This window comes from Curtobacterium sp. ISL-83, from assembly GCF_018613895.1.
Classification (GTDB): domain Bacteria; phylum Actinomycetota; class Actinomycetes; order Actinomycetales; family Microbacteriaceae; genus Curtobacterium.
The window spans coordinates 35,320-52,414 of the sequence record NZ_JAGGPH010000016.1 but is presented as its reverse complement, the minus strand read 5'-3'; the positions used below and the strand labels follow the sequence as shown (position 1 = coordinate 52,414).

Genomic DNA, 17,095 nt, shown 5'->3' with positions numbered 1-17,095 from the left:
AGCGGAACCGCGAGACGAACGCCCGGTCACCCGCTTGACTCTGGGCATGCGAGCACTGGTGCTGGGTGGAACGGGATGGCTGGGGCGTGCGATCGTCAGGGATCTCCTGGCCGCAGGGACGGAGGTCACTTGCCTGGCGCGAGGGGAGTCGGGGGACGCCCCGGAGGGAGCCCGCTTCGTGCGTGCCGACCGACGTGCGGCAGAAGCCTACGGGGCGGTTCGTGGCGAGTGGGACGAGGTCATCGAACTCGCCCACGAGCCCGACCTCGTCGGACCGGCCCTCGACGTGCTCGCTGACGGCGCCGCCCATTGGACCCTCGTGTCCACGATCTCCGTGTACGCCCGGAACGACGAGCCAGGCGCAGACGAGTCGGCGGATCTCGTCGAGCCGCGAGACCTCACGGAGTACGCCGACGCGAAGGTCGCGGCGGAGCGCGCCACCGCCGCACGCCTCGGATCCAGGTTGCTGATCGGACGGCCGGGCCTCATCGTCGGGCCCGGTGACCCGAGTGATCGATTCGGGTACTGGCCGGCGCGGCTGAGCAGGACCGGGCCGGTGCTGGTCCCGACGACGTCAGGTCGGTTCGTGCAGGTCATCGACGTCGCTGACCTTGCGGCCTGGATCGGTCACGCAGGGCGTGCGGGCATCACCGGGGTCGTCAACGCGGTCGGGGAGCCGATGACGATGGGCTCGTTCTTGCGCCGCGTGGCGGACGTCACCGGGTACGACGGTGAACTCACCGAGGTCGAGGACGAGGTGCTCCTCGCCGAGGACGTCCGCTACTGGGCCGGACCGCGGTCCCTGCCGCTGTGGTTGCCGCGCGAGGCCACCGGGTTCGCCCAGCGCTCCACACGAGCGTTCCGTGCGACCGGTGGCAGCACCCGGACGCTCGAGTCCACCGTGGCCGAGGTGCTCGCGGACGAGCGCTCCCGTGGCGTGGGAGGACCAGGGCGCTCCTGGCTCTCCGAGGAGCAGGCTGTCCTCCTCGCCGCGCGGTCGTCGCGCAGTTCGGGCCGGTCCGGCGCGGCCTTCTCAATCGACCCGTCCGCTCGCTGAGCGCACGTCGGCGACGTTGGACGGGCCTCCTGGATCCGCCGAGCCCAACGGGCTCAGGGCACGCGCACGACGACCCGCGCCGTCGACGGACCTCCGCACTGCTCGGTCCCTCCGTGGCGGTCCCACCGGAGCGCAACCGGACGTTCCAGCAGCCGCCGGTCGTGCTCACCGAAGAGCGCGACCCGACCGTGCTCCGGGGTGCTCATCGACGTCATGACGGTCCAGACGTCGCCCCGGTGCGTCCTCGTGGAGTCGGCCTGCGGGAAGGGCAGCGGGGGAGCGCCTCCTGGCGGAGTCGACGGGCCCGCTCCGGGCGCCGCGGCCGGTGTCGCGCTGGCCGTCACGCCATCCGGGGGAGACGGGTACGCCGTGCCACCGAGCTCTGGCCGACACCGCGCGGTGTCGCAGAAGGCGACGGCGGTGACGGGCGTCGCTCGGTTCGCCGAACCGGGGACGCGGATCTCGACGGCGTTGGTCCAACCGATCTCGGCGCAGACGGCGTGGGGCAAACCCGCGCAGCCGCTCAGCGCGGTCACGAGCAGCACCGCGCTGCACGCTGCGACTCGCCCCGGCCAGTTCATGCGGCCATCGTGCCGCATCGTCGACCGGTGCGCCTATCGTTGCGACGTGCACACCCCGGGACAGACCAAGATCGAACTCGCCAGCTGGCCTCGGCGCGAACACTTCGAGCACTACTCCCGTCGATCACCCTGCGTCTGGTCGACGACCGTCCACATCGACGTCACCGCGTTGGTCGGTGCGCTCCGTCGGTCCGGGCGGAAGTCGTACCTCGCGCACCTCTGGATGCTCGCGACCGTCGTCAACCGTCACGGCGAGTTCCGCATGGTGGTCGACCCGCACGGCGGTGTCGCGGTGTGGGAGATCACCCACCCGTTCTTCACTGTCTTCAACCCGTCAGCGGAGACGTTCTCGACCGTCTGGGCGGAGTACGACACGGACTTCGCCGTGTTCCACGAACGTGCCCTGCCGCTGCTCACCGCGTACCGGGACTCGACCTCGTACGTCCCGCAGGACGACGTGCCGGAGAACACCTTCGACGTGTCGAGCACGCCGTGGACCGCGTTCACCAGCCTGGACATCCAGGTCAAGGACGCGTGGACGTCCCTCTCGCCGATCTTCACCATCGGCGGCTACACCGAACGGGACGGCACGATCTCCATGCCGCTGGCGGTCCAGGCGAACCACGCGACCGTGGACGGGTTCCACGTCGGCCGCCTCGTCCGCGAAGTCACGGAGCTCGCCGCTGACCCGCATTGGCTCACTCCGTAGCGGCATCGGGCACCTCGCGACGCGGGAGCGCGGGTCTGCGGTCAGCCCTGACCCTGGTCCCAGAGCCGCCAACCGTCGGCGGTCCGGACCCAGCACCACTCCCAGGACATCGTGCCCGGCTCTGCGCCCGACAGGTCACGCTGGTCGATCGTGGACGGCACACACACCTGATCGCGGTCGGCGACGCCTTCGGACTCGTGGACGGCCGTGCCGACGTCGCGGTACGACACCAGGTCCGGCGAGTCGGTCAGCCACGAGAGGGGGGCCGAGCACCAGGCGGACGTGTGCGGCAGGGTGAGCCGGCGTGTCAGCGAGCAGTCGCCGTCCGCCGCTGCGCGGAGGTACACCCTGGTCATCGTCTCGGGGGAGGCGTTCGTTGCCTGGAGCCGATGGACCTCGACGGTGGCCGCGTGCGCTCGGTACCCGGCGGTCGCCAGCCCGACGGTGACGCCCACGGACAACACCACGATCGTGACGAGGGTCCTCCGGCGCACGGGTCAGGCCTGCTCGTCGACCAGGGCGATGAACCGGCTGCCCACACCCTCGACCTCTCGGCGGACGAGGCCCGCGGTGGGGTCCGGCGCCTGGTACGGCTCGTGGTAGTCGCACATCAGGTAGTCCCAGTCCGGCCACCACTTCTTCGGACGTGCCGTCTCGGTGAAGCCGCACACCACGCACTCCAGGTGCACCCACACCTTCTTGGTGCCCGTGCGGTTCGCCCGGGACTGCACGAGCCAGGCGGGCGGGTCCTGCTCGATGGCCTCCAGCTCGGCTTCGCTGATCCGCGAGGGGATCCCGTGGTGCGTCGCCATCTCGAGGGAGATGTCGAGCCGGACGGCTGCGTCGCGTCGTGAGAGCATCCGGCCAGGGTATGGGCTGACGCCACCCCGGATGCTGCATGACGACCGAAGAGCGGTCGTCTGCTAGTCGGCCAGCAGGATCTGCGCGATCGCGACCACGGCGAGGACCCCGATCGGGATCCCCGCGATGACCAGCGCTGCCGAGATCTGGGTGCGGCGGATCGTGCGCACACCGCCCGATCCCTGCGCGATCTGCGTGGCGGCGACGAGCTCTGGCGCGGCCGCTGGTGGCACGGGCTCGGGGGCCGGACGATCGTCCTCGAACGCCGGGACCTCGACGACGAGTGCGTCGGGATCGACGACCGGTGGCAGACGCTTGTACCGCTCGTTCCCGCGGTCGGTCATGATCGCCCCTCTCGTCGCCCGCAGGCTACCGCCCTCCACGGAGCGCCGACTGATCCACCTGCAGACGAGCGGACGCGACGGCTCTCCATCAGCTGTGGACGAACCGACGGGAGTGGACGTCCGGACGGGACCGCAGGCATAGCGTGACGGCAGGTCCGACAGCACGCCGGCTGCGGACCGCGACCGGGGAGGCTCCGATGCGACACCGTCGGTGGTGGGTTCTCGCCCTCGGCCTGTGCGCGGTCCTGGGGGTCACGGGGTGCACGCAAGCAGATGCCTCCAGGTCGGTCCCGTCGTCCCCGTCGGGCTCGCCGACGGGCGCAGCGGTGCCGACGGCACCGGCGGCGCCGACCGCCGGAGCGTCGTCCCGCACAGCGCCCGCCAGTGCGGTGCAGCACGTCGTCGTCATCGTCGACGAGAACAAGCCCGCGACGACGATCATCGGCAACCCGAGTGCCCCGTACCTGAACGCGCTTGCCGCTGCCTCCGCGCGGGCGACCGACTACAGTGCCATCACCCACCCGAGCCTGCCGAACTACCTCGCGCTGACCAGCGGCACGACCGGTGGGATCACGAGCGACTGCAACCCGCCGGGAGGATCGTGCCTGGTCCCCGGGAAGAACCTCGCCGACGAGATCCACGCGTCCGGACGCTCGTGGAAGATGTACGCCGAGGGGATGCCAGCGCCGTGCACCGCCTCGAACGCGGGCAGGTACGCCGTCAAGCACGACCCGTTCCTGTACTTCCCGGACGTCACCGCGGACCACGCCTCCTGCGCCGACCACGTCGTCCCCTCCACGTCGCTGTCGGCGGACCTCCGGAGCGCGTCCACACTGCCGGATTTCGCGTTCGTCAGCCCCGACCTCTGCGACGACATGCACGACTGCTCGGTCGCGACCGGGGACGCGTGGCTCGCTCGGACCGTCCCCGCGATCCTCCACTCGCCGGCCTTCACCCAGCAACGCTCCCTCCTGGTGGTGACGTTCGACGAGGGCAACAGCGGTGACAACACGGTCGCCTGCATCCTCGCCGGCTCGGCTGCCGCACCACGGGCGTCCTCGGCGACAGCGTACGACCACTACTCGCTGCTGCGGACGATCGAGGTGCTGTGGGGCCTGCCGCCGCTGACGTCGAACGACGCGCACGCGACCCCGATGCTCGACCTGCTCCGTCGCTGAGCGGCAGCGGCTCCGGCGGCAGTACGACCGGGGTCCTCCGGCAGTCGGCGGGTCGGCTTCGCTTCGGCATCGGGTCTGGAGGAGCATCATCAGTCCATGGGCAACGTCACGTTCGCGCGCGGGTGGCGTCTGGTGCGAGCGCACCGGTCCGAGTTCCTCGACCCGGCGAAGGTGCGACGCCGGACCGTGGTGAGCGGTGCCGTCGGCGTCGCCGTCGGCACCTGCATCGCCATCGCGACGCTCGTCTGGGGTGTTCCCGAGGGCGTGCACCCCTGGGACGTCCTCGCCATGGCCTGTTTCGCCGGGGCGGTCGGGTGCCTCACCGGGTCGTTCATGCCCGTGGCCGACCGGGCCGCGCTGTCCCGGCTCTCCGCGCAGCCGCGCGGGGACTGGCGGCGGAGTGAGCGCATCGCCCGGCAGTTCGAGGCGCGGCCTCCCGCCATGCTGGCTGAGGACCGTGACGAGGTCCTCGCGAGCGCCGAACGTGCAATCGGACCCGCCGTCGTCGCTGCATCACGGACCATCTGGATCCCGATCGGCTGGTTGCTCGCGTGGGCGGGCCTCCTGCTCTGGGGACTCGCGACCCCGGATCGATTGACGCTGTTGCTCGTTCCGCCGGTCTTCGGCGTGCTGCAGTCGGCGGCGTTCATCGCCGCGGTCACCGGGGCCGGCCGGGCGGACGCGGCTCGGCAGCGTGCAGTCGCGCTGCCACCGCCGTCCCCACGGGACACGCCGCTGCCTCGGCGAGCGGACCCGTCCGGGTCGAAGGTGCGGCTCCCGGGCGACTGAGCGTCGGCGCTGTCGGTGCAGCCCCGCCGGACCACCCCGCACCCGGCGATCGGATCGGCTGGGATGATGGCCGGGTGCCGAACGCGCTGCTTCCCCAAGCCCGACGCCGAACACTCCGCCGCCGCGGTGTCGCACTCGAGATCGTCACCCTGTGCTGGAACATCGTCGGCGTCGCGGTCCTCGCCGTCCTCGCAGCGCTGTCGTCGTCGGTGGCGCTCGTCGGGTTCGGCCTCGACAGCCTGATCGAGATCGCCGCGAGCGCCGTGGTGCTCTGGGAACTGTCCGGCACGGGTGCGGCCAGACAGCGTCGAGCGCTCCGCCTCATCGGTGCCGCGTTCATCGCGGTCGCGCTGTACTTACTCGTCCAGTCCACCGTCGCGCTCCTGAGCGGTCACCACGCTGCGCCCAGCCCGGGTGGGATCGCCTGGACGGCGATCACCGCGGTCGTGATGTTCGGTCTCGCGTTCGGGAAGCACCGCACGGGGCGGGAGCTGGAGAACCCGGTCCTCGTTACGGAGGGCCGTGTGACCATGATCGACGGGCTGCTCGCCGTCGCCGTGCTCCTCGGGCTCGTGCTCGACCTCGCCCTGGGGTGGTGGTGGGCGGACCCCGTCGCCGGGTACGTCATCGTGTACTACGCCGTCCGGGAGGCCGTCGAGATCTTCTGGCCGGAGCGGGTCGCGGACGCGGCCGACGACCCGTCCGGTGCAGCGGATGCCGGGGCGCGCTGACACCGGCGTCGACTAGCCTCGGCACATGACCGAGGGGGCGGGCGTGGAGCCGACGGGCGGGTGGACGACGCGGTCGAGGGCTGCGCTCTTCTGGACCACCGCGGTGGTCGGGCTGCCGGTCGCGTTCGGGTCGTGGATGGTGCTGTGGGCCGCGTCCGACGAGGACAACCGCGGCACCGCACACGACCGGTCGTGGCCGAACGACACGATTTTGACCCTCGGTGTTGCGCCGCTCGTCGTCGCGCACCTGCTGGGACTCGTCCTTCTCATCACGACCGGGCGAGGTGCTCGGCGTGACCGTGCGTCCGCGATGGTGTTCGGCGTCGTCGCGTTCGTGATCGACTCCGCAGTCGGCGTGACGACTGCGCTCGTGCTCACCGGGGGCAGCCTGGTCGAGGTCACGCCGTCGCCGTAGCTGCGACGTCCGCGTCCGCCGCCCGCGTGCGGCATCCCGCACCATCTGGCCGGAGGGTCCCGTTGCCCACCAGGATGAGACACGCTGCCCGCCCCTGGCCTGAGGATGCCCCATGCGAGTGTTCGCCTACGTCCTGACGATCGTCCTGACCACCACGCTGACGCTGGCCGGAGCCCTGATCGCGATCCTCGAGCTCCGTCGAGCTCCGACCGGCCTGTTCGTCGGGGTGAGCGCCTCGATCCCGTTGCTGGTCGCCGGGCCCGTCCTGATCGGATCGCTCGCCGCGTACTGGGACCGACGGTCCTCCCCGGCGAGCACGGTCCTGCTCCGCCGGTGGTTCCTCGGTGTCGTCGCGGTCGACGTGATCGCGCTCGTCGTCGTCATCCTCGCCAGCGCGTCGGCGCACGCCCCGGTCTGGGTCCCCGCCGTGTTCGTGCTCGGCGCCGCGGTCCTGCTCGCGATCGCCCAGCCCCTCGGGGCACGCATCCGCCGCTTGGAGCCGCCGATGCCCGACCACCCGGGCATCGAGGTGTTCGACCAGCGGACGGTGCGGAAGAAGGTCGTCGCCATCGTCGCGACGTTCGTCATCTCGGTCGTCGTCGTCTCCGTCGGCCTCGCCGTGCTCGCGGTGTTCACCACCCGATCCAGCGCGGGGGGCCTCCTGCAGGAGGCCTCCGCCGCGGGGCAGCTGGTCTTCACCGCGACGGCGTTCGCGGTCCTGATCGTGGCGCTGCCGCTGAACACCGCGCTTCGTGACATCGCTGGCCGGGACCTCGGACGCCTCCGCCGCTTCAACAAGGTCGTCTTCGCTCGCACGCCGCACCGGCTCGAACCCGGTGAGGAGCAGGCCGCCGTGCGCTTCGCCGTCTGCGCCCCCGTCCAGCAGGGCTTCGTGGTCGCCTACACCATCCTGCTCTACGTCGGGGTCGGGTTCCAGATGGTGTCAGAGGCGTTCCGGGGAACGATGGGCGTCTTCCCCGAGGTGTTCCTCGGGCTCATGGTCGTGACGCTCCTGTGGTTCGTCCCGCTCACCGTGCGACGCATGCGACGAGCGACGGCCTACGCCCAGCAGCACGCCGCCGTGCTCGACCACCCGACGACCGGTTGCACGACCGCGAGCTGAGTCCGCTCCGTCACCGTCCCCGCGTCGCCCCGATCGCCCACACCCGCGGCGGTTCCACCCTGTCGCCATGTCGGTAGCCAGTCGTGCCGCGCTCCCGGAAGCACCGGTCGCGAGCGTGACGCCGGGTGTCTGAACGGGTCGTCGTGTGACGCCGCCATCGTGTCCCGGGGTCATCCAGCGTCACGGACCGAAGGACCCGAGTCGTCGCGCGTCGGGCTCCCGGTGAACCGTGCACCGGTTGTTCACCTGAACGGTTGCACAGGACAGCAGCGCTGCACCGCCGCGCAGATCCGGGGGAAAACCTGAGGAAGTCCCGTCCGCGGCTCGGCGTTCCCTGGGCGTACGCCCCCCGTTCGGGGGACGCGCCCGGGTTACCGTTCCGCGTCGCTCACGACCTTCAGGGAGGACCAGAGCACATGACGATCAGGGACCAGAACACGACCACGAACGAGAGCTCGATCAGGGTGAAGCAGAACTCCAGGGACAACAGCAGCACCAACAGCACGATCAACATCAACGACGATCTCAGGGAACCGGCGGGCAGGCGGACCGTCGGGGGTCGTCGGAAGCGCATCGCCGCAGGGGTGGCGGTCGCAGCAGCGGGTGCACTCGCGCTCGGACTCGTGCAGCAGCCGAGCCCGTCCGAGGCGTCGACCACCTCGCTCACGGCGCTGCCGAAGGGGGACGTCGTCTCGAACGGACGGACGTGGAAGCAGTCCTACCGCGAGGACTTCTCGACCCCGGCGCCGCTCGGGAGCGTCCTGAGCAAGTACCCGAAGATGGGCGCCTACGACGGGTACAACGACACGAGCGGACGCGGACGGTACGCCCCGTCCAAGGTGCTCAGCGTGGCGAACGGCAACCTCGACTTCTGGCTGCACACCGAGAAGGGTCAGCCGCTCGTCGCCGCGGTCCTGCCGGACGACTACGCCGCGCACACCACCGGGCGTGTGTCGATCCGGTACAAGACAACCAACACCGACGGCTACAAGTTCGTCGGGATGCTCTGGCCCACCGACGACGACTGGAACAAGGGCGAGATCGACTGGCCGGAGGGCGACCTCGGCAGCTCCGTGCGGCCGGCCTCGGCCATCCCGGGCTCGATGGACAACGGGATGATGACCTTCGACAGCAGCGTGCAGAAGTACACCACGTCGCCGCAGAGCAGTGGCTACCACGTCGCGACGACGGAGTGGGACCACGGGGTGGTCCGCTTCTACTGGAACAACTCGCTGGTGTCGGAGACGCGGAAAGCCGTCCCGAAGGACCCGATGCGCGTCACGATGCAGGCGGAGACCGCGATCACGGGGAACGTCCCGGCGTCCGCGAGCGGTCACGTCGACATCGACTGGATCTCGATCTGGGACTGACGCCCGTCCGTCCCACGACATGACGGACGGGAGGGCCGGTGCCAGCTGGCACCGGCCCTCCCGTCTGCGCAGGTCGGATCGGTTCTGATCCGGCGCGTGACAAGCTCATCGGAAGGTCATAGGGTGCAGCCGTCGGCAGTTCTGATGCCGACGCCCGACAGGGATGCGACCGGAGACGACGACGTTGCCGGTCTCCCCGTCATGCCCGACGCGACGGGCGGCGATCAGCCGTGCCCGCCTCCAGACACCCTGCTCGCGCGATCGCGCGATCGTGCGGCACCGCGTCTTCGTACCCGGAACCTCCATCGAGGAGCGCACCATGCACCGCAGACACATCATCGGCGCGGCCGCCGCGATCGCACTCGCGATCACGGCGGTCGCCGCACCCGCCCAGGCCCACGGGCGGGACCCGCACCTCCCGGACCTGAGCCTCGGCGCTGCCACCACCCTCGCCAGTGGTCTCGTCTCCCCGCTCGGGCTCGAGGTCGAGCGGTCGGGCCGCATCGACGTCACGCAGAACTTCGCCGGGCGACTCAACGGCGTCACACCCGGCCGCGGGACCACCACCCTCGCGACGGCCACGACCGGACAGGAGATCGGGGCGGTGTCGTCCCGACATGGCACCGTCTACTCCGCGCAGAACGACCAGCCGCACGGCATCGCACGTCTGATGGCACTGCCGCCGCGCGGAGCCGCCCGACAGGTCGCCGACCTGGGAGCGTACGAAGCACGCGTGAACCCGGATCACGTGAACCAGTACGGGTTCCGCGGGCTCCCGGCGAGCTGCGCGGCACAGATCAGTCCCACGGGCCCGGCGGGACCTGCGAGCTACCACGGGCTCGTCGATTCGCACCCGTACGCGTCGCTGGCCCTGCGGAGCGGCGTGTACGTCGCTGACGCCGGTGGCAACGACATCCTCCGGGTGGGCTACGACGGCCGCGTGTCGACCGTCGCGGTGCTGCCCGCACAGCCGCCGCTCACCGTCACCGCCGCGACGGCCGCCGGGTTCGGCTTCCCGTCCTGTGTCATCGGGTACCGGTACGCGTTCGAGCCCGTCCCGACGGACGTCGAGCAGGGTCCGGACGGCTGGCTGTACGTGACCGCCCTGCCGGGCGGCCCGGAGAGTGCGGCGCTCGGTGCCCGCGGCAGCGTCTACCGGGTGAACCCGTGGGACGGTGCGGTCCGACTCGTGGCGCGCGGCTTCGTCGGCGCGACGAACCTGGCGGTCGACCAGCGGACGGGCATGCTGCTCGTCACGGAACTGTTCGGCGGGCCCGCCGGGACGGGGCAGATCTCGCTCGTCGCACCGTGGTCCGGTCGGGTCGTCCAGACGTTCGCGGTCCCGTCGCCCGGTGCCGTCGAACTCCGTGACGGCTCCGTGTACGCCACGATCGACGCGTACGTCCCGGACGCGGCGGGGAGCCCGCAACCGATCGGCAAGCTGGTGCGGTGGAGTCCGGTCGACCGGCACGGGCACGGCCACTGGGGTGACGACGGGGCGCGCACCTGGCAGTGACCGGCAACGGATCGTGAGGCCGCGATCCCGCTGACAGGAGGCTCCCCACCGGACACGGCCGGACAGCCGCTGGCGCGTCTGTCCGGTACCGGCCGGTGGGGGCCCAGGTGCCAGCTGGCACCGCGCCTCCTGTTCGTCCGTCGGTCGCGTCGACCGCTGCGTCCGACGTGATCCGGTTCGCGCGACCCTCGCCGGGCCACGCGCGCCGGTTTCGTACGATCTCCGTCGGTGCCCGGAGGCTCGAACGCCGCGATGTGCACCTTCTCCGGCAACTCGACCGGACGGAGGACCCGCGTGATCATCGACGACGCCTTCGCGACGGACGAGCCGGACCGTGCCGAAGCGCTCATCCGGCGGCTGTACCACCGGGTGCGCCTGCAGGAGGGCTCGACGCCGTTCCGCTTCCGGCAGGACGTCCGGGGCGACGAGCGCGCGAACGTGGCGCGGTTCCGGATCAGCGCCCCCGCCGAACTGGAGGTCGACTTCGAGGGGGTCCTCGGCGTCGGGCTGCGCACGAGCGGGCGGTACCGGGCGGCGTCGAACGGGACCGAGGTTGACCCGGACGACGCGTTCCTGCTGCGCCCGGGAACGGGGACGTCGTCGTCGGAGGACCTCGACATCGTGATGGTGAACCTGTCCGTCGAGGCGCTCACCCGGTTCGCGAGCGAGCGTACGGGAACGGTGCTCCACTTCGACGGCGTCGCCCCGCTGTCCCCGGTGCACGCGGCACGCTGGCGGCAGGCGGCCGAGTTCGCCGGCGGGGTCCTGGCCGACCGGGAACTCCTCCGCCACGACCTGATGCGACGGACCGCCGTCGACGCGTTGTTCGCGACCGCCCTCACGACGTTCCCGATCGACGTCGTCGAGCGTCGCACCGCGGTGGAGGGTGTGGTCCTCTCGACCGCGGTGCGCCGAGCGGTGACCTTCATCGAGGACAACGCCGACCGTCCGATCGGGGTGGAGGACATCGCGGCAGCGGCCCGCCTGAGCGTCCGGGCCCTGCAGGCAGCCTTCCAGCGGACCCTGTCCACCACCCCGAGCGAGCACCTGCGGACCGTCCGGCTGGCATCCGCCCGTGGCGACCTGCTGCGGGCGGACCCGGGCACGACCGGGGTCTCGAGCATCGCCCGGCGCTGGGGGTTCAGCAACGTCGGCCGGTTCGCCGCGCGATACCGGCAGGAGTACGGGGAGTTGCCGCGGCAGACGCTCGAGCGCTGACCGTGCGTTCCGCGTCTCCGGCTCGCGGTTCCCGGATGCCCCGACAGAGGGGGTGTGGACGGATCGCGCTGACCGTGGACGACACGCGTCGTCTTCCCCGCATCGGCGGGAGGGGCCCTCCGCCCACGGTTAGCGTTCCGAGCAGGACCGCCGACACCGCGCGCGGTCCGTTGCCGCGCCGATCGACCGTGCCACAGGGAGGGAACGACCATGCCACCGACCATCACGCGTCGCGACCTCGCCGCGACGACGCTCGCCGACGAACGGTGAGCGCACCCACGACGGAACCGGTGCCCGACGGCCCCACCGAGCGCTCGGCCGTCCGGATCTCCATCGCCGGGACCGACACGGACGGGTCCCTCGAACGACTGGCCGCGCTCTACGGCGGCGAGGGGTGGCGTGTCGTCGGACCGACCGGGAGCCTGCGCCTGCGGTACGCGGCCTTCGGCGACACCGGGGTCTCGCTCCGCCGGACCCGGGCGACCGGCGCCGTCCGGGGCGAAGCCCACACGGGCGACGAGGTCGTGGTGCGCTGGCTCGACTCCGGTCGTGCCCGGGTGCGCCTCGACGTCGACGAGCTGCCGGTCAGCCCCGGCGGCCCGGTGCTGTTCCCGCTCGATCGACCCTTCCTGTTCGACGCGCGGGACTGGGACCAGCGCCTCGTGCACATGCACCGCGGCCTGGTGGAGGACGTGGCTGCCGAACAGTGGGACGTCGCGCCGCTCGAGGGCGACCGGATCTCGTTCGACCACGACCGGGCACCGTCCACCGCGGCGGTGCGGGGTCTGACGACGGCGGTGCAGACCGCCTCCCGGACGTTCGTCACCCGTGGGTGGCCGTCACTCGCGTGGACCGAGGCGTCCCGCGCCGTCGTCCGGGCGTTCCTCGAGTTCTCGCCGCCCCGGCTCGCCGGGTACGACCCCGCGCTGCTCGTCCCCGAACGTGCGCGGCTCCGGCGGGCGGTCGAGTTCATCGAGGCGCACGCCCACGAGCCCCTCACCGCGCAGTCCATCGCGGCCGCCGCCGACGTCAGCGTCCGCACCCTGCAGGAGCACTTCCGGAACGTGTTGGACACCACGCCGACGCTCTTCCTGCGCGAGACCCGGCTCCGTCGTGTGCACGAGGAACTGCGGGCCGCGACGCCGGAGGCCACCACGGTCGGGACAGTTGCGCGGCAGTGGGGCTTCGTGCACCTCGGCCGCTTCGCCGGGGAGTACGGCAAGCGCTTCGGCGAGCACCCGAGCGCCACCCTCCGGCGCTGACGCCGTCCGGTCACCTGCCGAGTCGTCGGGCGTCCAGGCGCGCCGGCATCGGGCCCCTGCGTCGGCGGCAGCGGACATCGTCCCGAAGCCGCGGATCACAACCCGTGGCGGACCCCGCGGGTACGCTCGCCCGCACCACCGATCACCGCCTCACCGTCGAGAGCAGGTCCCCGTGCGCCGTCGACTCACCGCACTCTTCACCGTCGCGACCCTCCTCGCGATCGCGACCCCGAGCCTCCCGTCCGGAGCCTTCGCCGCACCGGCGGCGGCCGCCCCGGCCGTCACCGTCACGCGCGGTGGCACCACCGCGCCGACGCACCAGAACCCGATGGCCCTGCAGTTGCCCGACGGGCAGACGGCCGCGAGCTGCGCGGACCCGAGTGCGGTCCACGGCACCGGCCGCGACCGGTCCTGGTACCTGTACTGCACCACGGACGCGCTGACCGCCACCGAACGGAACCCCGACGGCTCGCTCGTGCAGCACACGGTGCCGACCTACCGGTCCACCGACCTGACGCACTGGACGTACGTCGGCGACGCGTTCGCGACCAAGCCCGCCTGGGTGGGCGACGCGAACGGCATCTGGGCCCCCGACGTCGTGTACCGGGCCGGCTCGCACGGACGCGCCGGCACGTGGTTCCTCTACTACGCGGCGTCGGACACGCCCTCGGCGACCGGCCCCACCGGCGGCGGATCGGCCGTGGGCGTCGCGACGAGCTCGAGTCCGACGGGACCGTGGACCGATTCCGGCGGACCGGTGGTCGCTCCGCAGGCGGCGGCGAACGGCCAGGGCCAGCGCTGGGAGTTCGACCCGGAGGTCATCACCGACCACGGGCGCACCTACGTGTACTTCGGCAGCTACTTCGGCGGCGTGCACGTGCGGCTGCTCAGCGCCGACGGCCTGCGCTCGGACCCGGCGACCGAGCAGCTCATCGCGATCGACAACCGGTACGAGGGCACGTACCTGATGCACCACGACGGCTGGTGGTACTTCATGGGCTCCGCCACGAACTGCTGCAACGGCGCGCTCACGGGGTACGGCGTGTTCGTCGCCCGGTCCCGCAGCCCGCTCGGGCCGTTCACCGACCGGGACGGCGTCGCGATCACCAGTCCCCGCGTCGGCGGCACGCCCCTGCTCGCGCAGAACGGCAACCGCTGGGTCGGCACGGGGCACAACACGGTCGTGACGGACTTCGCCGGGCAGGACTGGATCATCTACCACGCCGTCGACCGGACCGATCCCTACTACGCGGGCCAGGCGACGTACACGAAGCGCCCGGCGCTCATCGACCCGCTGGACTGGCAGCACGGGTGGCCGGTCGTCCGCGGGGGAGCGGGTCCGTCCGACACCGTGCAGCCCGGTCCCGTCGCACAGCCCGGCGAGCGTCCGGCCTACCGGCCGACCACCGCTCCGGTGGACGTTCCCGGTCGGCTGATCCGCTCGGCGTCCACCTCGTTCGACGGCACGGCGCTGCCGCCGTCGCTCACGTGGACCCGCCAGCCGGACCCGTCGACGTTCTCGGTCAGCGGCGGCGCGTTCCGGTGGCAGACCCAAGCCGCGGACCTGCACCCGCCGGCCACACCGCTCGCGTCCGTGCTGAGCGAGCCCGCGCCCCCCGGTGACTACGTGCTCCAGACGACCGTCGCCGTCGACACCCCGGCCACCGGTGACGCGTTCAACTACGTGCAGGGTGGGCTGATCGTCTACGGCGACGACGGCAACTACGTCCGGCTCGTGTCGAACTCGATCTTCAACACCCGGCAGACGGAGTTCGGGAAGGAGGTCACGCCGCAACCGGCCGGCGCGCCGAACTACGGCAACATGGTGGTGGGCCCGGTCGGCGACCGCACCACGCTCCGGATCGTGCACCGGGTCGTCGGCGGCGAGGACCACTACACCGCGTACACGAGCCTCGACGGTCGGCACTTCGTCCGCGGCGGCACGTGGACGGCGGCCCTCGGTTCGCTGCCCCGCATCGGGCTGATCTCGCTCGGTGGCTCCGGTTTCACGAGCACGTTCGACGACCTGCGCGTGAGCACGGTGGTGCCCGCGCGGCGGTGACGCCCGACGCCCGCCGGCCGGCCGACGGCCGGCTCCGGCGCGGGTCGCGGATGCCGCTGCCGGTTCGGGTCACGGCGGCGGCATCCGCGTGGCCGACGCTCCTGTCCGGGGCGCCGCTGAGAACGGGATCCAGCGCATGACTGCGGCCAGGTGCAGCATGGCCCTCCCCGTTCCCCGCGTGCAAGGGTGTGCAGCGCGTCGCCGCGAAACCGGTACGAGAACGTGGCCGTCGCACCGATCCCGCTCGCGCAGAACGGACAGCTGATCAGTCGGTCAATTGATGATCTCGCCGCGCTCGTCGGCCCGCAGCGCAGCCAGCCGGTCCCGCCACCCCTGCAGGGCCTCCGGGGTCAGCCGCGTCCAGTCCGTGACCTCCCCGACGACGCGGAGCGGCTCGGTGCTGCGGTAGGACCGGGTCGGGTTGCCGGGGAACTTCTTGTCGGTGACGTTCGGGTCGTCCTCGTACGGTCCGGTCGGCTCGACGGCGTAGACCCGCGGGGCAGCGTCACCGGCCGCGAGCTCCGCGGCGAGACCGGCACCGTCACGGAGCGCGGTGAAGTACACGTGGCGCATCACGACCTCGGGGCGGTAGTTCGACCGGAACCCCGCGGTGAGCAGATCGCCCACGCCGAGGTCGGCCTTCGTGCCGTGGAAGAACGGTCCCTGGTCCGACGCCTGGATCACGCGGCTCAGCGTAGTCGCGGCCCTCGTCGCGCGCATCGGATCACCGCTCGGTCCGGAAAGCGCGTGTTCTGCCAGGATCAGGGTCATGGACGGAGGCTTCCGGCAGGAATCGCTCTCGGGCCGCGTCAGCGAGTTCCGCGGGTGGCTCGGCACGGTGTACGGGCAGCGCGTCGACGTGCGGTGCGACGAACGCCTCGAGCTGCGCTGGGCCGGCAACGACCGCGTCGCGACGGTCCGGTTGCGCATCGACCGACACGGCACCGGCTCCCTCGAGCCGCGCGCGGACCACATGGTCATCTGGACGAACGACGGGTCCGTGACGATCACCGACTCGACCGGCGCCGTCCGCACCGCATCGGCCGGGAACCCCGTCGTCGTGTCGGCCTGCACGCCGGTCGACTTCGCGATCCGCACCGGTCTGGTGCTCGCGCTCCACGTGTCCGACGCCTGGCTGCAGACCCGTGCCGCGCTGGCCGGGCGCCCGCTGCCGGAGCTCGTCGAGTTCGGGCAGGCCGACGCGGTCCCCGGGTGCGCGGAGCGGCTCGGCCGGCTCCTCGACGAGGTCGTCGCCCCCGTCGCGTCGCGGGACACCACGGCGGAGGACCGCTCCGCGCTGGACGTGCGGGTCGCCGAGGTCCTGCTCGACGTGCTGCCGGTCCGGAACGCCGTCGGCGGAGGCCTCGGATCCGTCGACACCGCCAGCCGCTACGCCCGGGACCACGCCGCCTCCGTGGTGCTCACGAGCGACATGTCCGGTGCCGCGGGCATCAGCGACCGGACGCTGCAGCAGGCCTTCCAGGACGAACTCGGTGAGACGCCGTTGGCGTACCTCCGCCGGTACCGCCTGGAACGGATCCGTCACGACCTGCTGGCCGGCGACGGGGAGTCCGTCGGCGAGGTCGCCCGACGCTGGGGCATCGGCCACCTCGGTCGGTTCGCGGCCGTGTACGCGGTGGCGTTCGGCGAGATGCCGAGCGACACCCTGACGCAGGGACGACGGCGTCTCGAGGGCGCGGCCACCGACGCACTGAGGCGGCGCGACGGTGCGTCCATCGGCGCACCAGCCCAGCCGTCCGACACCGTCTGACGCACGAACGGGACGGGCAGGCGCGCCCAGCGGGCGCCACGACGGTCGCGCCGACCGTGCTCGGGCGGGAGGCGCGCTGCCAGCCCGCCCCGCGCCTCCAGGCAGCAG

At 72.0% G+C, this 17,095-nt stretch carries 18 protein-coding genes; 13 read left to right on the top strand and 5 right to left on the bottom strand.

All coding sequences use genetic code 11. The features are described from left to right. The first annotated feature begins 46 nt into the window (after nt 1–46). On the top strand, nt 47–1,057 hold the full coding sequence (locus J7E22_RS15145; RefSeq protein ID WP_214982670.1) for an NAD-dependent epimerase/dehydratase family protein: 1,011 nt from the start codon (nt 47–49) through the stop codon (nt 1,055–1,057). A gap of 53 nt (nt 1,058–1,110) precedes the next feature. On the opposite strand, the gene J7E22_RS15140 is transcribed toward J7E22_RS15145, so the two are convergent. Beyond that, on the bottom strand, nt 1,111–1,638 hold the full coding sequence (locus tag J7E22_RS15140; protein ID WP_214982805.1) for a hypothetical protein: 528 nt from the start codon (nt 1,636–1,638) through the stop codon (nt 1,111–1,113). A gap of 46 nt (nt 1,639–1,684) precedes the next feature. On the opposite strand from J7E22_RS15140, the gene J7E22_RS15135 reads away from it, so the two are divergent. Further along, on the top strand, nt 1,685–2,347 hold the full coding sequence (locus J7E22_RS15135) for a CatA-like O-acetyltransferase (protein WP_308159270.1): 663 nt from the start codon (nt 1,685–1,687) through the stop codon (nt 2,345–2,347). Nucleotides 2,348–2,388: 41 nt separating this feature from the next. Here J7E22_RS15135 and J7E22_RS15130 read toward each other — a convergent pair whose 3' ends face one another. The 3 genes from J7E22_RS15130 to J7E22_RS15120 all read right to left on the bottom strand — a co-directional run bounded on the left by J7E22_RS15130 (nt 2,389) and on the right by J7E22_RS15120 (nt 3,552). After that, nucleotides 2,389–2,841: a hypothetical protein gene (locus tag J7E22_RS15130; protein ID WP_214982669.1), complete on the bottom strand. Its 453-nt coding sequence runs from the start codon at nt 2,839–2,841 to the stop codon at nt 2,389–2,391. Between the two features lie 3 nt (nt 2,842–2,844). Then, entirely contained in the window at nt 2,845–3,207 is a 363-nt protein-coding gene (locus J7E22_RS15125) for a hypothetical protein (RefSeq protein WP_214982668.1), read from the bottom strand. Nucleotides 3,208–3,270: 63 nt separating this feature from the next. Further along, on the bottom strand, nt 3,271–3,552 hold the full coding sequence (locus J7E22_RS15120; RefSeq protein ID WP_214982667.1) for a hypothetical protein: 282 nt from the start codon (nt 3,550–3,552) through the stop codon (nt 3,271–3,273). Nucleotides 3,553–3,878: 326 nt separating this feature from the next. On the opposite strand from J7E22_RS15120, the gene J7E22_RS15115 reads away from it, so the two are divergent. The 10 genes from J7E22_RS15115 (at nt 3,879) to J7E22_RS15070 (ending at nt 15,216) form a co-directional block, all read left to right on the top strand. Beyond that, nucleotides 3,879–4,730 (top strand): alkaline phosphatase family protein, encoded by an 852-nt coding sequence (locus tag J7E22_RS15115; protein WP_214982666.1) that lies wholly within the window; start codon nt 3,879–3,881, stop codon nt 4,728–4,730. A gap of 96 nt (nt 4,731–4,826) precedes the next feature. Continuing rightward, nucleotides 4,827–5,519 (top strand): hypothetical protein, encoded by a 693-nt coding sequence (locus J7E22_RS15110; protein ID WP_214982665.1) that lies wholly within the window; start codon nt 4,827–4,829, stop codon nt 5,517–5,519. 74 nt (nt 5,520–5,593) lie between these two features. Beyond that, the gene (locus J7E22_RS15105; protein WP_308159269.1) at nt 5,594–6,250 is read left to right on the top strand and encodes a cation transporter; all 657 of its coding nucleotides are present in this window, start codon (nt 5,594–5,596) and stop codon (nt 6,248–6,250) included. A 25-nt stretch (nt 6,251–6,275) separates the two neighbouring features. Further along, nucleotides 6,276–6,665 carry a hypothetical protein gene (locus J7E22_RS15100; protein WP_214982664.1) on the top strand — a complete coding sequence of 130 codons (390 nt, stop codon included), beginning with the start codon at nt 6,276–6,278 and terminating at the stop codon, nt 6,663–6,665. 112 nt (nt 6,666–6,777) lie between these two features. Next, nucleotides 6,778–7,788: a hypothetical protein gene (locus tag J7E22_RS15095; protein ID WP_214982663.1), complete on the top strand. Its 1,011-nt coding sequence runs from the start codon at nt 6,778–6,780 to the stop codon at nt 7,786–7,788. A gap of 416 nt (nt 7,789–8,204) precedes the next feature. Next, complete coding sequence (locus tag J7E22_RS15090; RefSeq protein ID WP_214982662.1) at nt 8,205–9,158, top strand: glycoside hydrolase family 16 protein; 954 nt, start codon at nt 8,205–8,207, stop codon at nt 9,156–9,158. Between the two features lie 319 nt (nt 9,159–9,477). Continuing rightward, nucleotides 9,478–10,674, top strand: a complete 1,197-nt coding sequence (locus J7E22_RS15085; RefSeq protein WP_214982661.1) for a ScyD/ScyE family protein — start codon at nt 9,478–9,480, stop codon at nt 10,672–10,674. Nucleotides 10,675–10,902: 228 nt separating this feature from the next. Next, nucleotides 10,903–11,892 carry a helix-turn-helix domain-containing protein gene (locus J7E22_RS18320; RefSeq protein ID WP_214982660.1) on the top strand — a complete coding sequence of 330 codons (990 nt, stop codon included), beginning with the start codon at nt 10,903–10,905 and terminating at the stop codon, nt 11,890–11,892. A 266-nt stretch (nt 11,893–12,158) separates the two neighbouring features. After that, a complete protein-coding gene (locus J7E22_RS18315) occupies nt 12,159–13,154 on the top strand; it encodes a helix-turn-helix domain-containing protein (RefSeq protein WP_214982659.1) in 996 nt (331 codons plus the stop codon). 172 nt (nt 13,155–13,326) lie between these two features. Further along, the gene (locus J7E22_RS15070) at nt 13,327–15,216 is read left to right on the top strand and encodes a family 43 glycosylhydrolase (RefSeq protein WP_214982658.1); all 1,890 of its coding nucleotides are present in this window, start codon (nt 13,327–13,329) and stop codon (nt 15,214–15,216) included. A 273-nt stretch (nt 15,217–15,489) separates the two neighbouring features. Here J7E22_RS15070 and arr read toward each other — a convergent pair whose 3' ends face one another. Further along, on the bottom strand, nt 15,490–15,936 hold the full coding sequence (gene arr, locus J7E22_RS15065) for an NAD(+)--rifampin ADP-ribosyltransferase (protein ID WP_251009234.1): 447 nt from the start codon (nt 15,934–15,936) through the stop codon (nt 15,490–15,492). 49 nt (nt 15,937–15,985) lie between these two features. On the opposite strand from arr, the gene J7E22_RS15060 reads away from it, so the two are divergent. Beyond that, nucleotides 15,986–16,987: an AraC family transcriptional regulator gene (locus J7E22_RS15060; RefSeq protein WP_214982656.1), complete on the top strand. Its 1,002-nt coding sequence runs from the start codon at nt 15,986–15,988 to the stop codon at nt 16,985–16,987. Nucleotides 16,988–17,095 lie beyond the last annotated feature (108 nt).

Bases quoted from the DNA above. Each gene is read 5' to 3' on its own strand.
- J7E22_RS15145 (WP_214982670.1), top strand. From the start codon at position 47: ATGCGAGCACTGGTGCTGGGTGGAACGGGATGGCTGGGGCGTGCGATC.
- J7E22_RS15140 (WP_214982805.1), bottom strand. From the start codon at position 1,638: ATGAACTGGCCGGGGCGAGTCGCAGCGTGCAGCGCGGTGCTGCTCGTG.
- J7E22_RS15125 (WP_214982668.1), bottom strand. From the start codon at position 3,207: ATGCTCTCACGACGCGACGCAGCCGTCCGGCTCGACATCTCCCTCGAG.
- J7E22_RS15120 (WP_214982667.1), bottom strand. From the start codon at position 3,552: ATGACCGACCGCGGGAACGAGCGGTACAAGCGTCTGCCACCGGTCGTC.
- J7E22_RS15110 (WP_214982665.1), top strand. From the start codon at position 4,827: ATGGGCAACGTCACGTTCGCGCGCGGGTGGCGTCTGGTGCGAGCGCAC.
- J7E22_RS15100 (WP_214982664.1), top strand. From the start codon at position 6,276: ATGACCGAGGGGGCGGGCGTGGAGCCGACGGGCGGGTGGACGACGCGG.
- J7E22_RS15095 (WP_214982663.1), top strand. From the start codon at position 6,778: ATGCGAGTGTTCGCCTACGTCCTGACGATCGTCCTGACCACCACGCTG.
- J7E22_RS15090 (WP_214982662.1), top strand. From the start codon at position 8,205: ATGACGATCAGGGACCAGAACACGACCACGAACGAGAGCTCGATCAGG.
- J7E22_RS15085 (WP_214982661.1), top strand. From the start codon at position 9,478: ATGCACCGCAGACACATCATCGGCGCGGCCGCCGCGATCGCACTCGCG.
- arr (WP_251009234.1), bottom strand. From the start codon at position 15,936: ATGCGCGCGACGAGGGCCGCGACTACGCTGAGCCGCGTGATCCAGGCG.
- J7E22_RS15060 (WP_214982656.1), top strand. From the start codon at position 15,986: ATGGACGGAGGCTTCCGGCAGGAATCGCTCTCGGGCCGCGTCAGCGAG.